The sequence below is a fragment of the Nonomuraea sp. NPDC052634 genome (assembly GCF_040678535.1).
In the GTDB taxonomy this organism is placed as follows: Bacteria; Actinomycetota; Actinomycetes; order Streptosporangiales; family Streptosporangiaceae; genus Nonomuraea; species Nonomuraea fastidiosa.
This window is the reverse complement of record NZ_JBFATY010000001.1, coordinates 1,222,702-1,237,101: the sequence shown is the minus strand read 5'-3', so window position 1 is coordinate 1,237,101 and position 14,400 is coordinate 1,222,702. Positions and strand designations below refer to the sequence as shown.

The window sequence follows — 14,400 nt, the reverse complement described above, 5'->3', positions numbered from 1 at the left end:
TGGCCGGGCTCTTGATGGCCGGGCTCTTGATGGCCGGGCTCTTGATGACCGGGTGCCGCCGCCCCGACGCGGACCTGATGGCCGGGGTGCCGTCATCCGACGCGCGCGTCACGGATCCCGGGGGCGCGGGTGGCGTGTGGAAGGATGGCGGTTGTGTCCTCCGCGACATCCCCGGCCCCACTGCCCTGCGCGCCCGCCGCTGCGCGGGCGGCTGGCGCGCCCTCGGCCGCCGCAGTTCTGCGGCTGGCGCGGGCCGTGGTGTTCGCCACGGTCTGCGGCGCGGTGTCGGCGGGCGGGCACGTGCTGGCCGGGGGAGGCCCGGTGCCGCTCCCGGTCTACCTGGCCGCGGTGCTGGCGACGCTCGCGATGGCGTACCTCGCCGACGGGCGGGAGCGCGGGCTCGGCGCCGTGCTCGCGGCCACCGCCGGCACCCAGACGCTGCTCCACCAGATCTTCGAACGGCTCGCACCCGGCGAGCTGACCGGCCACGTCCACGGCCACGCGGCCACGGGCATGATGCTGGTCCACCTGACGGTCGCGGCGCTGACCGCGTGGTGGCTGCACCGCGGCGAGCGCGCGCTGTGGCTGATCATCCGCCTGTACGGCATCCCGCTCCCGGCCACCAGGCTGCTCGTCACCGCACCGGCCGTGGCAGAGCCCTGGACGCCCGCTTGGCGACCGGCCACCCCCGAGGCCGCCCCGCGCAGGGGCCGCCTCATCTCCCGCGCGATCAGCAGGCGAGGGCCGCCCGTGCTCCGGCGTCACTGACGCCCGCCACGGTTCCTCTTCACCCCTGGCCTGTGTCCGGACGTCCGGCGCCACGGGCGCGGTCGTCCGGAAGATCATTCTGGAGACCCATCATGGCATTCCCGCCACGCCACATCCACCGAGCGACCACCCGCACGGCCGCCCCGGCGCCCACCGCCGGAGGCACCCCCGCGCCTGTCGCGCGGCTCCGCGCGGTCGCCGCCGTGCTCGCCGCGCTGTTGAGCGCCTGCCTCGTGCTGGCCTTCACCGCCTCGCCCGCGCTCGCGCACGACTCGCTCAAGCGCAGCTCGCCCGCCAAGGACGCCGAGGTCGCCGCGCTCGACGAGATCGAGCTGGAGTTCACCGCGAGCGTCAAGTTCCCGTTCGTGGTGCTGCACGACGCGGGCGGCGAGCAGCTCCCGCTGGGCGAGCCCGAGCTGAACGGGCCGGTCGTCACCGCGGGGGTGACGCAGCCGCTCGCGCCCGGCTCGTACACGATCGCCTGGCGCGTCGTCTCCTCCGACGGGCACCCCATCGAGGGCGAGATCCCCTTCAGCGTGAAGGGATCGCCGTCGGACGCCCCCGCGTCGCCGCCGGCCACCGGTGAGGCGGCCGCGGCGCCGTCCACCGCCGCCCCGGCCGGGCGGCAGGGCGACGCCGCCGCCGAGTCCGCGGCGCAGACCGGCGTCCCCGCCTGGATCTGGATCGTGTTCGCGGTGCTGGTCGTGCTCGGCGTGCTCGTCTGGCTGCGGACCGCGCGCCGCGCACCGGAGGAGGCGCCCAAACCGGAGGAAGTGGATGCGGATTGAGCGGGCACGGGAGATCGCCCGGCAGTGGGTCCTCGACGAGGGGACGGGGCTGCCGGGGTTCGGCGGGGCGTTCCTGACCGGGTCGGTCCTGTGGGCCGAGCCGGACGACGAGCTGGCCCCGCACTCCGACGTGGACGTCATGGTCGTCGCCGACCCCGAGGCCGGCGCCGGGCACCTCGGCAAGTTCCGTTACGAGGGGGTGCTGCTCGAGGTCTCCACCATGGCGGCGCCCCGCTCCGTCCACGACGTGCTCAGCGACTACCACCTGGCCGGCAGCCTCCACCTCCCGGGGCTGCTGGCCGACCCCACGGGGCGGCTGGCCGAGATCCAGCGCGGGGTGGCCCGCGACTTCGCGGAACGCCCCTGGGTGCTGGCCCGCTGCACGGCCGCCATGGACCGGGTGCGGGCCTGGCTCAACGGCATCGACGAGTCCGCGCCGCTGCCCGCCCAGGTCACCTCGTGGTTGTTCGGCACCGGCGTGACCACCCATGTGCTGCTGGTGGCCGGGCTGCGCAACCCGACCGTACGACGCCGCTACGCCGCCGTCCGCGACCTGCTCGGCGAGCACGGGCGGCTCGACCAGCACGAGAGCCTGCTCGACCTGCTCGGCTGCGCCCACCTCGGCCGCGCCCAGGTCGAGGGGCACCTGGCGGTGCTGGAGAAGGTGTTCGACGCCACCGCCCCGCTGCGGGTGCCCGGCTACCGGTTCGACACCGACATCAGCCCCGCCGCCCGCCCGTCCGCCATCGACGGCACCCGCGAGCTGATCGACTCGGGCCGGCACAGGGAGGCGGTGTTCTGGCTGGTGGCGACGTACGCGCGCTGCCTGGACAAGCGGGCGATGGCGGGGGAGCGGGGCTACGAGGACGGCTTCCGCGAGCTGCTCGCCGACCTGGGCGCGGCCACGCGCGCCGACCGCCGCAGGCGCGCCGACCGGGTGCTGGCCGCGTTGCCGGAGCTGTGGCACACCGCCACCGCGCTCATGCCGCCCTGAGCCGGGGTCAGGCTCTGCGCAGCGTGCGGGTGAGACCGGTCGCGATCGTCGTCGCCAGCACCCACCCGGCGGCGATCAGCCCGTACGCCAGCCACTGCGCCCCGCCCGCCGGGTTGAACGCCTTCTCCTGACCGAAGTCGATGATCGGCAGCAGCAGGTCCAGCGTGTACACCAGCGGGTTGAACTCGGGCGACTCGCCGCGCTTGAGCGGCGGCGGCCGGTTCAGCCCGAACACCACCGTGCCGACGGCGAGCAGCGCGAGCAGCCAGGCCGCCGCGCGCAGCGGGCGGAAGCCGTAACCGACGGTGACGTCCTGGAGGTGGCCCCAGGCGCGCGCGTACCAGGGGAGCGTGGTGCGGCGATGCTGCTGCCCGGCCAGCATGGTCGCGCGGGCGTCGGCGTCGCCGCCCAGCCGCCGGTACATCGCGGCGAGCTGCTCGTAGGCGTTGGGCCGGTAGCCGTCGGGGTCGCGGCGCAGCCAGGCGATGCGCTCGGCGGCCGGCAGCATGGGTTCGAGCACCTCGTACGACGCGCCGTCCATGCGCAGCTCGCCGGGCCAGACCGCGGGGTCGTCGCGCAGGACGCCGATGCGGGGGTGGCCCAGCTCCACCCGGCCGCGGATCGGCTCGGCGGTGCGCATGGCCAGCTCGCGCGTCTCCAGCCGCCAGCACTTGAGCGCCACGTCGCCGGGCGCGGACAGCACGGCGTCGTCGAGGCACAGGCGGCTGCCGATCTGCGCGTTCGTCAGGCGTATGCGGCCCTCGGCGGAGAAGCCGTAACACAGGTTGAGCACCTTGCCGACGGTGATGCCGTTGGCCGACAGCGCCGCGCCGCCGGGATTGACCAGCCGCGCCCCGTCGAAGTGCGCGGGGCCGCTGACGGAGGCGTCGAGCAGGCTGATCTCGCCCTCCGCGACCAGGCCATGCCGGGCCGCCAGCGAGCCGTTCACGGACAGGCCGTCGCCGGCCAGCGCGAGCCCGCCCGGATCGGCCAGGCGCGCGCCGTCGAGGCTGAGCGTGCGGCCGACGGCGGCGGACTTCAGCCACACCGTGCCCTCGGTCTGGGCGTGCGACAGGAACAGGCCGCCCTCGGCGTTGAGCCCGCCGCCGTGCACGGCGAGCCCGCCGGGGTTGCGCAGCCGGGAACCGCGCAGCGTGAGCGGGCCGCCGACGCGCGCGGAGCGCAGGCTGACCTCGCCATCGACCTCCATGTTCCGGGCGAACAGCCCCACCTGGACGTCGAGGTTGGAGCCGCCGAAGGCCAGCCCGCCCGGCGCGCGTAACCGGGCGCCGTCGAAGTTCACCGCCGCGCCGACCCTGGCGGCGGTCAGCACGATCTCACCGTCGCAGGTGAAGCCGTCCTGGGCGCGCAGGCTGGCGCCGACGTCGAGGTGCTCGGCGTTGAACGCGGCACCGCCGGGGTGTTCGAGCCGGGCGCCGCTGAGCGTGAGCGTGCCGTTGATCCTCGCGCCGTGCATGCGCAGCTCGCCGGTGACGTGGCAGTCGTTGAGCCGCATGTTGCCTTCGACCTGGGCGTTGGAGGCGATCAGGCCGGGCAGCTTGGAGCCGGCCAGGCTGAGGAACCTGGTGCGGGCCTGGTAGATGTCGGGGACCTCGTCGAAGACGCAGTCGTGCAGCAGGATCGGCAGGTCGAGCTCCGCGAACGCCAGGTGCAGCCGCCCCTCGATGCGGGCCCCCGTCACCCGCAGCGCCGGTTTCGCCCCCGGCTCGGTGCGGTCGGCGAGCAGCAGCTCGGTCAGCACGCCGGCGCGCACCCGCCCGAGCGGGCCGGCGTCCACTTTCGTGCCGTGCGGGATGGCCTCGGCGATGGCCTGCTCGGCGGGGGTCAGCTCCTTGTCGCGCACGAGGACATCCTGGCGTTCATTTGCGTACGTCGAAACCCAGAGCGGCGGCCACCGCCACCGCCTGGGCCGGGTCGATACGCGTGTCCTTCAGCGTGACCTCGGCCGGGTGGAGGGTGCCGAGATCGCTGCCGCGCAGGTCGCACTTGGTGAGGTCGGCCTCGCGCAGCAGCGCGCCCGACAGGTCGCACGAGCGCAGGGCCGACTTCTCCAGCCGGGCCCCTGACAGGTCGGCCTCGCGCATGCGCACGCCGTGGAAGGTGCTGCCGCGCAGGTCGGCGCGGGCCAGCGAGGTGTAGGACCAGTCGCCGCCCGTCGCCTTGAGCAGCCCGAACGTGCAGTTGACGAACGTGGCGCCGGTCAGCTTGCAGCCGGTGAACGTGGCGTCGAAGAACGAGCAGTGCGAGAAGACGCAGCCGGCGAAGCTCGCGTCCTCGTGCGCCGAGACGTTGAAGCGCACGCCCTCGAACCTGCACTCCTCGAACACCGAGCCGTGGTCGGTCAGCTCGGTCATGTCCACCTCCTGGAACAGCACCCGGTGATGGTGCTCGCCGGAGATCTCCCGGCCGTTCCAGTCGGCGGACATGACCGTACGCTCCATGGCGCCCGCGGACGCTCTGCCTGGTCCTTCCGTCATCCGAACACGGTATCGGATGCGGCCGGTGTCAGGCGGTGCGTTCGGTGATGGCGGTGATCAGCGGCTGGACCAGCTTGGCCGCCAGCGGGCCGAACGCCGCCAGGATGAGCACGTACGCGGCGGCCAGGGCGCCCAGGTCGGGGTGCACGCCCGCGCCGACCGCCAGACCGGCGATGACGATGTTGAACTCACCGCGCGGGATGAGCGCGATACCGGCACGTGCCTGGCCGGCCTTGGCGATGCCCGCCCGCCTGGCCGCGTACATACCGGTCAGCAGCTTGGTGATCATGCTGACCAGGGCGAGCAGCGCCGCGAGACCGGCCACCGGCAGGATCTTCGACGGGTCGGTCTGGAAACCGAAGAAGACGAAGAACACCGCCGCGAACAGGTCGCGCAACGGCGCGAGCAGCGCGTGCGCGTCCTCGGCGAGCTGCCCGGACAGCGCGATGCCGACCAGGAACGCGCCGACCGCGGCCGACACCTGAAGATTCTGGGCGAGACCGGCCACCAGCACCGCCAGGCCGACGACCTTGAGCAGCATCACCTCGTTGTTGGGGCTGCGCACGAACGCCTCGATGTAGCGCCCGAACTTCAGCGCCACGACGAGGACGACGCTCACGGTGAGCAGCGCGATGCCGACCGAGATCGCCCCCTTGAGCAGGCTCAGCCCGGCCAGCATGGTCGTGAGGACCGGCAGGTAGATCGCCATCGTCAGGTCTTCGAAGACCAGCAGCGACAGCACCGTGGGCGTCTCGCGGTTACCGATCCACCCCAGGTCGGACAGCACCTTGGCGGTGATGCCCGAGGAGGTGGCGTACGTGACGCCCGCCATGGCGACGGCCGCGACCGGGCCCCAGCCGAGCAGCAGGGCGATGATGGCGCCCGGGGCCGCGTTGAGCACCAGGTCGACCAGGCCCGCGCGGAAGTTGCTGGTCATGCTGGTGACCAGCTCGTCCGCGTTGTATTCGAGACCGAGCGTGAGGAGCAGCAGGACCACGCCGATTTCGGCACCGGTGGAGATGAACGACTGGCTCGTGGCGAGCGGCAGCACCCCGCCGGTACCGAACGCCAGACCGGCGATCAGATACAGAGGGATGGGAGAAATGCCGCCGCGCAGTGCGAGCGCGCCGAGGATCCCCAAGCCGAGAAGGACGGCGCCGAACTCCAGGAAGATGACCGCGGTTTCGTGCACCCGCAGCCCTACCCGTTCACCAGAATGCCGGCGACTTCGGACGTGCTGTCCTCGCTGCCCACGACCACCACGACGTCACCCACGGCGAAGACGAAGTCGGGCCCGGGGCTGGCGAACACCTGTCCGCTCCGGACGACCGCGACGATGGACGCGCTGGTACGGGTGCGCACGCGAGCGTCCCCCATCGGACGGCCCGCGTAAGGGGAACCGGCCGGGATGGGCAGCTGCACGCTCACCAGACCCTCGACCTGCTGGTGCAGCTGGTTGAGCCGCTGCACGATGCGAGGCGCGCCGAGGAGCTCGGCCAGAGCGTCGGCCTCTTCGTCATTCAGCTTCACCGTGTGGCAGACGGCGTCGGGGTCGTTGGCGTCGTAGATGACGAGATCCCGGCGGCCGGTGCGATGAGACACGACACCGACCCGCTGTCCCTTGCGAGTGGTGAAATCGTGCCGCAGTCCGATGCCCGGCAGTGCTGTTTGTTCTACCTCCACCTGTCCCACCCGTATAGATCCGCGCATTTCTGGATAACCCTACCAATGGTGTGACTCTGCGTTGCCCATGGGTTGAGATGCGCTTGACCGGAAGGGCCTGTGCGTGAAGTGGGCTTGGATTACGGCTGCTCGCCGTTGATGAGGGCGTGGGCCTGGCGGGCGATCTCCCATTCCTCGTCGGTGGGGATGACGAGGACGGCGACCTCGGATCCGTCGGGTGAGACGGCGCGTTCGTCCTGTGAGGCCGCGTCGTTGCGGGCGGGGTCGAGAGTGATGCCGAGGCGGCCGAGATTGTTCAATGCCTCTGTGCGGGTTTGGGGGTCGTTCTCGCCGACACCGCCGGTGAAGATGATCGCGTCGAGGCGGCCGAGGAGTGCGTAATAGGCGCCGACGTATTTGCGGATGCGGCGGGTGTAGACGGCCAGGGCGAGGCGGGCGTCCTCGTCGCCGTTCGCAGCGCGGGCGCGGACCTCACGCATGTCGCCTGACCCCGCCAGGGCGAGCAGGCCGCCCGCGTGGCCCAGCGCGTCCTCCGCGCTCTCGGCGTCCAGCCCGTCCACTCTGGCCAGATAGCCGGGCAGCGCGGGATCCACGTCGCCTGATCGGGTTCCCATGACCAGGCCCTCCAGCGGGGTGAGGCCCATGGAGGTGTCGATGCTGCGGCCGCCTGCGATGGCGGTGGCGCTCGCGCCGTTGCCGAGGTGGAGCACGATCAGGTTCAGCTCGGCCAGGTCGCGGCCCAGGAGGGCGGCGGCGCGGCGGGAGACGTACGCGCACGACGTCCCGTGAAAACCGAACCGCCGCACGCCGAGCCGCTCCCTCCAGTCGCGCGGCACCGCGTACGTGTACGCCTCCGGCGGCAGCGACAGCTGGAACGCCGTGTCGAACACCGCCACCTGCGGCACCGAAGGGAACGCCGCCCGCGCCACCCTGATCCCGGCGAGATTGATCGGATTGTGCAGCGGCGCGAGCGGGGCCAGCTCCTCGATCGCCGCGATCACCCCATCGTCCACCAGCACCGCCCGGCCGAACCTGGCACCGCCGTGCACCACCCGGTGAGCGACCGCGACCGGATCCAGCGCGGGCCCTGCCTCGGCGAAGGCCGCCAGCATCGCCGCCAGCCCCTCCCCGTGATCGGGAAAGGGCCGCTCCGCCACGTACGGGGGAGCGTCGCCGTGATGGTGGACGAGCCGCCCGCGCTCCTCGCCGATGCGCTCCACCAGGCCCCTGGCCGGGCGGTCCCGGCCGGCCACGTCCACCAGCTCGTACTTGATGGACGACGAGCCGGTGTTCAGGACGAGGATGTGTCCGGCCATGTCCACGACCTGATGTCCGGCGGATCCTCGCCGTGCTCGCGCGTGTACGCCCTGGCCCGCAGCCGCTCGTCGCTCATCCGCTGCCGCAGGTGCGCCGCCCTGCTGCCGAGGCCGGGCACCCGGTCGATCACGTCCATGACGAGGTGGAAACGGTCGATGTCGTTGAGCATGCACATGTCGAACGGCGTCGTCGTCGTGCCCTCCTCCTTGTAGCCGCGCACGTGGATGTTGTCGTGCCCGTGGCGGCGGTAGGTGAGCTGGTGGATCAGCGACGGGTAGCCGTGGAAGTTGAAGATCACCGGCCGGTCCACGGTGAACAGCGTGTCGAACGCGGCGTCCGGCATGCCGTGCGGATGCTCCGACTCCGGCTGCAGCCGCATCAGATCGACCACGTTGACGACGCGCACCTTCAGCTCCGGCAGGTGCTCGCGCAGCAGCGCGGTGGCGGCCAGCGTCTCCAGCGTCGGCACGTCGCCCGCGCAGGCCAGCACGACGTCCGGCTCGCCGCCCTCGTCGCTGGAGGCCCACGGCAGGATGCCGAGGCCGCGCGTGTTGTGCGCGATGGCCTCGTCCATCGTGAACAGGTCCAGCACCGGCTGCTTGCCCGCCACGATCACGTTGACGTAGTCGCGCGAGCGCAGGCAGTGGTCGGTCACCGACAGCAGCGTGTTGGCGTCCGGCGGCAGATAGACCCGCACCACCGACGCCTTCTTGTTCACCACCACGTCGAGGAAGCCCGGGTCCTGGTGGCTGAAGCCGTTGTGGTCCTGCCGCCACACGTGCGACGACAGCAGGTACGTCAGCGACGCCACCGGCCGCCGCCACGGGATCTTCTGCGACGACTCCAGCCACTTGGCGTGCTGGTTGAACATGGCGTCCACGATGTGGATGAACGCCTCATAGCAGTTGAACAGCCCGTGCCTGCCGGTCAGCAGGTAGCCCTCCAGCCAGCCCTGGCACAGGTGCTCGCTCAGCACCTCCATGACCCGGCCGCCGGGGGCGAGGTTCTCGTCCGTGGGCAGCGTCTCGGCGTTCCACGCCCGGTCGGTCACCTCGAACACCGACGACAGCCGGTTCGAGGCCGTCTCGTCCGGCCCCATCAGCCGGAACGTGCGCGGGTTCGCGGCGATCACGTCGCGCAGCAGCCCGCCGAGCACCCGCGTCGGCTCGCTCATCTGCGTGGCCGGCGACTTGACCTCCACCGCGAGCCGCCGGAAGTCCGGCAGCCGCAGCGGCTCGAGCAGTTCACCGCCGTTGGTGTGCGGGTTGGCGCTCATCCTGCGCTCGCCGCGCGGCACCGTCTCCAGGATCGCCTCGACCGGCCGCCCGTCCGGGCCGAACAGCTCCTCCGGCCGGTACGACCGCATCCACTCCTCCAGCAGGGCCAGATGCGTGGCGTTCTCGCGTACCTTGGCCAGCGGCACCTGGTGCGCGCGCCACGTGCCCTCCACCGGCAGGCCGTCCACCTCCCGCGGCCCCGTCCAGCCCTTCGGCGTACGCAGGATGATCATCGGCAGCCGGTCGGCGTCGCCCGCCTTGTACGCGGCCAGCTCGTCGAACGCGGTGTCCAGCGTGCCCGCCATCTCCTCGTGGTCGGGGCCCACCAGATGGGGGCGGTAGCCGTACCCCTCCATCAGCTTGACCAGGTCGCCGATCGGGATCCGGGCCAGGACCGTGGGGTTGGCGATCTTGTAGCCGTTCAGGTGCAGGATGGGCAGTACCGTCCCGTCACGGCGGCGGTCCAGGAACTTGTCGGAGTGCCAGCTCGCGGCCAGCGGGCCCGTCTCGGCCTCGCCGTCGCCGATGACGCAGGCCACCACCAGATCGGGGTTGTCGAAGGCGGCGCCGTACGCGTGCGCCAGCGCGTACCCCAGCTCACCGCCCTCGTGGATCGAACCGGGCGTCTCAGGCGCGACGTGGCTCGGCACGCCGCCGGGGAAGGAGAACTGCCGGAACAGCCGGCGCATGCCCGCCGCGTCCTGCGACACGTCCGGATAGCGCTCGGAGTACGTGCCCTCCAGCCACGCGTGCGCCACCGCGGCGGGACCGCCGTGGCCGGGTCCCGCGATGTAGATCATGTCCTGGTCCCGCTCGCGGATCACCCGGTTGAGGTGGGCGAAGCAGAAGTTCAGGCCGGGCGTCGTCCCCCAGTGGCCGAGCAGCCGCGGCTTGATGTGCTCGGGCCGCAGCGGCTCGGTGAGCAGCGGATTGTCCAGCAGGTAGATCTGCCCGACGGACAGGTAGTTGGCCGCCCGCCAGTACGCGTCTATGTGCTCCATCCCCTGCTGCTTCCTCCACAGAAGGGGTGCAATCCCCCCACGGCCCGATATGCCGCCCGGCACGCGAATTTCACGGACCTTTCACTGAGCGCCTAAAGACTCCGCTCCGCCATGCGCGGAATCAACCGCGCGGGGTACACGGTTACGGGACGATGGGACCAGGCAAGATCGGCTTGGCGCCACGTCTTTTGGCGACATGAGGAGGCATTGTGAACGGCGACATCACCCAGAGCCAGGAGTGGGCGGCACTGGGCAAGCACCACGAAGAGCTTGCGGGCAAGCACCTGCGCGAGCTGTTCGCGGACGACCCGGGCCGGGCCGGGCGGATGACGGTGGCCGCCGGCGACCTCTATCTCGACTACGCCAAGCACCGTGCCACGCAGGAGACCATCGACCTGCTGGTGGCGCTGGCCGAGCGTGCCGGGTTGCGCGAGCGCATCGACGCCATGTTCCGCGGCGACCACATCAACGTCAGCGAGGACCGCGCGGTCCTCCACGTCGCGCTGCGCCTGCCGCGCACCGCCGAGCTGGTCGTCGACGGGCAGGACGTCGTGGCCGACGTGCACGCCGTGCTCGACAAGATGAGCGACTTCGCGAACCGGGTCAGGTCGAAGGAGTGGAAGGGCGCCACGGGCAAGCCCATCGAGACCGTCGTCAACATCGGCATCGGCGGCTCCGACCTCGGCCCCGCGATGGCGTACGAGGCGCTGCGCGACTACGCCGACGCCGGCATCACCGCCAGGTTCGTCTCCAACATCGACCCCGCCGACATCACCGGCAACCTCGCCGGCCTCGACCCGGCCACCACGCTCTTCGTGGTCAGCTCCAAGACCTTCACCACGCTCGAGACCCTCACCAACGCCAGGGTCGCGCGCCGCTGGCTGGTCGACGCGCTCGGCGAGGACGCCGTCGCCAAGCACTTCGTCGCCGTCTCCACCAACGCCGCCAAGGTGCAGGAGTTCGGCATCGACACCGCCAACATGTTCGGCTTCTGGGACTGGGTGGGCGGCCGCTACTCCTACGACGGCGCCATCGGCCTGTCCCTGATGATCGCCATCGGCCCCGAGCGCTTCCGCGAGATGCTCGACGGCTTCCACACCATCGACGAGCACTTCCGCACCGCGCCGTTCAAGGAGAACATGCCGGTGCTGATGGGCCTGCTCGGCATCTGGTACACCGACTTCTTCGGCGCCGAGACCCGCGCCGTGCTGCCCTACAGCCAGCGGCTCCACCGCTTCCCGGCCTACCTGCAGCAGCTCACGATGGAGTCCAACGGCAAGTCCGTACGCGCCGACGGCACCCCCGTCACCGCCACCACCGGCGAGATCTTCTGGGGCGAGCCGGGCACCAACGGCCAGCACGCCTTCTACCAGCTCCTCCACCAGGGCACCCGGCTCGTGCCCGCCGACTTCATCGGCTTCGCCGAGCCCTATGAGGACCGCGAGGGCATGCACGACCAGCTCACCGCCAATCTGCTGGCCCAGACCTCCGCCCTGGCGTTCGGCAAGACCGCCGAGGAGATCGCCGCCGAGGGCACCGCGCCCGAGATCGTGCCCCACAAGGTGATGCCGGGTAACCGGCCCACCTCCACGATCCTCGCGCCCAAGCTCACCCCGTCCACGCTGGGCCAGCTCGTCGCGCTCTACGAGCACATCGTGTTCGTCGAGGGCACCATCTGGGGCATCGACTCCTTCGACCAGTGGGGCGTCGAGCTGGGCAAGAAGATGGCGCTCGACCTGGCGCCCGCGCTGGTCTCCGACGAGCCGCCCACCTCCTTCCCCGACACCTCCACCGAGCAGCTCATCCGCCGCTACCGGGCGCTGCGCGGAAGGCGCGTCTGACATGGGAACCGGTCAGGCGGCCCCCGGCTCGGGGGCGACCGGCCAGGCGGGCCCGGCCTCGGGGGAGGCCGGGCAGGCGCGGGTGACCTCGGCCGGATCTGGTCGTGCGGGGGCGCTGGTGCTGTTCGGCATCACCGGCGACCTCGCGCACAAGATGCTGCTGCCGGCCCTCTACCGGCTGACCGCCGCCGGTCGGCTCGACCTGCCGATCGTCGGCGTCGCCAAGACCGACCTCGACCTCGACGGGCTGCGCGAGCGCGCCCGCGAGACATGCGGCGGGGTGCGCGACGCGGCGTTCGACCGGCTGGCCGGCAACCTGCGGCTCGTCGCCGGCGACTACGGCGACCCCGCCACCTTCACGCGGCTGCGCGACGAGGTGGCGGGCATGGGCTTCCTCGTCCACTACCTCGCCGTGCCGCCCGCCCTGTTCGCCCCCGTCGCCGAGGGGCTGGCCGGGGTGGGGCTCAACCGCGACGCCCGGCTGGTCGTGGAGAAGCCGTTCGGCCACGACCTCCAGTCGGCGCGCGAGCTCAACGACCAGCTGCTCAGGCACTTCGACGAAGACCACCTGCGCCGGGTCGACCACTTCCTCGGCAAGGAGCCGGTCGAAGACCTCATGGTCTTCAGGTTCGCCAACATGCTGCTCGAGCCCATCTGGAACCGCTCGTACATCCGCAGCGTGCAGATCACCATGGCCGAGGACTTCGACGTACGCGACCGAGGGGCCTTCTACGACGCCAACGGCACCGTACGCGACGTCGTGCAGAACCACCTGCTGCAGCTGCTCGCCCTGCTCGCCATGGACCCGCCGCCGTCCACCGACGCCCGGGCCACGCTCGACGAGAAGTGGCGGGTGCTGCGGGCGGTCAAGACCATCGACCCGGCCGACGTCGTACGCGGCCAGTACACCGGCTACCTCGGCACCGAGGGCGTGCGGCCCGGCTCCACCACCGAGACCTTCGTCGCCCTGCGCGCCTACATCGACAACTGGCGCTGGGCCGGCGTGCCCTGGTGCATCCGCTCCGGCAAGGCCATGCCCATGACCGACCTGGAGGTCGTCGCCGAGCTGCGCCGGCCGCCGGTCACCATGTTCGACGACGCCCATGCGCCCGCCAGCCCCAACCTCATCCGGTTCCGGCTGCAACCCGACGCCGGGGTGACCTTCGACCTGCTGGCCAAGGAGCCAGGCAAGCAGCGCACCCGGCCGGTCCCGGTCAGTGTCGACTTCACCAAGGAGTTCGGGCCGATGGACGCCGCCTACGAACGCATCCTCGCCGACGCGGTGAGCGGCGATCCGCGCAGGTTCCTCAGATTCGACCTGGTGGAGGAGGCGTGGCGGATCGTCGCGCCGGTCCTCGACATGACGGAGCCGCCGCTGCCGTACGAACCGGGCACCTGGGGCCCGGCCGCCGCCGCGAAGATCGCCCCGGGCGGCTGGCACGAAATCTCCAACAGCTTCGACTGACGACCGATCACCCGCCCCGCACCGGGCACGGGGCCGCCGGGTCCGGTGCGCGGGCTGATCGAACCGCTGGGCGAGGATCTACCGCACGCGTCGCGGATGGGCCGCCGACTGGTCCGTCGTGCATGGGCCCCTCCCTGATGTGCCGTGCATGAGGGCTGGCGGTCGGTCGCGCAACGGGGTGCGGAATCGTCGACATGGCATGATCGGTGGGCGGCCGCCGAGCCCGCCGACAGCGTCGGTAGAGCGCCATCGGCGGGGCGGTGCGTGCGCCGGCGGAGTCGTTCAGAGCACGGCGCCCGGAGTGGAGCGCGGCGCCCGGAGTGGAGCGCGGCGCCCAGAGTGGAGCACGGCGCCCGAAGAGACGCCGCCCTGCCAACGCGCCAGGGTGTCAGTGCTTGCGGCGGCGCCTCTTCAGGATCGAGCGCAGGGTCAGCAGCAGAACGACCGCGACGAACTGGCCGCCGATGACGATGCGGTTGACGTCGACCGCAGGGCGCCAGGAGACCTCACCGTCCTTCAGGACGAAGACGCCTGCAGGACTGGCGCCGAAGCCGAAGCCCCCGCCGCCACCACCGCCGACCTCGCCCTTCTCGCCCTTGCCTGCGCCCTGGCCCCCGCCGCCGCCCTGAGCGACCCTGGCGACCGGGATGACGACGATGTCGCCGTGCCGGACCGGTTCGCCGAAGACCCGGCTCACCGTCGCGGTGTCTTTCGACTTCTCGACCAGTTCCATGATGTCCATCCCTCCATCGTCTCCCCAGGACGCCA

The 14,400-nt window shown here is 71.7% G+C and carries 12 protein-coding genes; 5 read left to right on the top strand and 7 right to left on the bottom strand.

Translation table 11 applies throughout. The annotated features are described in order from the left end of the window. Positions 1-255 precede the first annotated feature (255 nt). The 3 genes from AB0K67_RS05725 to AB0K67_RS05715 all read left to right on the top strand — a co-directional run bounded on the left by AB0K67_RS05725 (position 256) and on the right by AB0K67_RS05715 (position 2,550). Positions 256-768 (top strand): hypothetical protein, encoded by a 513-nt coding sequence (locus AB0K67_RS05725; RefSeq protein WP_364053443.1) that lies wholly within the window; start codon positions 256-258, stop codon positions 766-768. A gap of 92 nt (positions 769-860) precedes the next feature. Beyond that, the gene (locus tag AB0K67_RS05720) at positions 861-1,556 is read left to right on the top strand and encodes a copper resistance protein CopC (protein WP_364053440.1); all 696 of its coding nucleotides are present in this window, start codon (positions 861-863) and stop codon (positions 1,554-1,556) included. Further along, the gene (locus AB0K67_RS05715; protein WP_364053437.1) at positions 1,546-2,550 is read left to right on the top strand and encodes a hypothetical protein; all 1,005 of its coding nucleotides are present in this window, start codon (positions 1,546-1,548) and stop codon (positions 2,548-2,550) included. Before AB0K67_RS05720 ends, AB0K67_RS05715 begins: the two co-directional genes overlap by 11 nt. A gap of 7 nt (positions 2,551-2,557) precedes the next feature. Here the strand turns inward: AB0K67_RS05715 and AB0K67_RS05710 are convergent, their stop codons facing one another. From AB0K67_RS05710 to AB0K67_RS05685, 6 genes are all read right to left on the bottom strand, one after another. Beyond that, entirely contained in the window at positions 2,558-4,414 is a 1,857-nt protein-coding gene (locus tag AB0K67_RS05710; protein WP_364053434.1) for a hypothetical protein, read from the bottom strand. Positions 4,415-4,430: 16 nt separating this feature from the next. Next, entirely contained in the window at positions 4,431-5,048 is a 618-nt protein-coding gene (locus AB0K67_RS05705; RefSeq protein WP_364053431.1) for a pentapeptide repeat-containing protein, read from the bottom strand. A gap of 28 nt (positions 5,049-5,076) precedes the next feature. Continuing rightward, positions 5,077-6,240, bottom strand: coding sequence for a cation:proton antiporter (locus AB0K67_RS05700; RefSeq protein ID WP_364053428.1), 1,164 nt, complete (start codon positions 6,238-6,240; stop codon positions 5,077-5,079). Between the two features lie 8 nt (positions 6,241-6,248). Next, positions 6,249-6,731: a cation:proton antiporter regulatory subunit gene (locus AB0K67_RS05695; protein ID WP_364057446.1), complete on the bottom strand. Its 483-nt coding sequence runs from the start codon at positions 6,729-6,731 to the stop codon at positions 6,249-6,251. A 119-nt stretch (positions 6,732-6,850) separates the two neighbouring features. After that, the gene (locus AB0K67_RS05690; protein ID WP_364053425.1) at positions 6,851-8,047 is read right to left on the bottom strand and encodes an acetate kinase; all 1,197 of its coding nucleotides are present in this window, start codon (positions 8,045-8,047) and stop codon (positions 6,851-6,853) included. Then, on the bottom strand, positions 8,023-10,326 hold the full coding sequence (locus AB0K67_RS05685; RefSeq protein ID WP_364053422.1) for a phosphoketolase family protein: 2,304 nt from the start codon (positions 10,324-10,326) through the stop codon (positions 8,023-8,025). The genes AB0K67_RS05690 and AB0K67_RS05685 overlap by 25 nt, the downstream gene beginning before the upstream one ends. Positions 10,327-10,535: 209 nt before the next feature. On the opposite strand from AB0K67_RS05685, the gene pgi reads away from it, so the two are divergent. After that, positions 10,536-12,167 carry a glucose-6-phosphate isomerase gene (pgi, locus tag AB0K67_RS05680; protein ID WP_364053419.1) on the top strand — a complete coding sequence of 544 codons (1,632 nt, stop codon included), beginning with the start codon at positions 10,536-10,538 and terminating at the stop codon, positions 12,165-12,167. 1 nt (position 12,168) lies between these two features. After that, positions 12,169-13,632, top strand: coding sequence for a glucose-6-phosphate dehydrogenase (gene zwf, locus AB0K67_RS05675; RefSeq protein WP_364053416.1), 1,464 nt, complete (start codon positions 12,169-12,171; stop codon positions 13,630-13,632). 388 nt (positions 13,633-14,020) lie between these two features. Here zwf and AB0K67_RS05670 read toward each other — a convergent pair whose 3' ends face one another. Next, the gene (locus AB0K67_RS05670; protein ID WP_364053413.1) at positions 14,021-14,365 is read right to left on the bottom strand and encodes a spore germination protein GerW family protein; all 345 of its coding nucleotides are present in this window, start codon (positions 14,363-14,365) and stop codon (positions 14,021-14,023) included. Positions 14,366-14,400 lie beyond the last annotated feature (35 nt).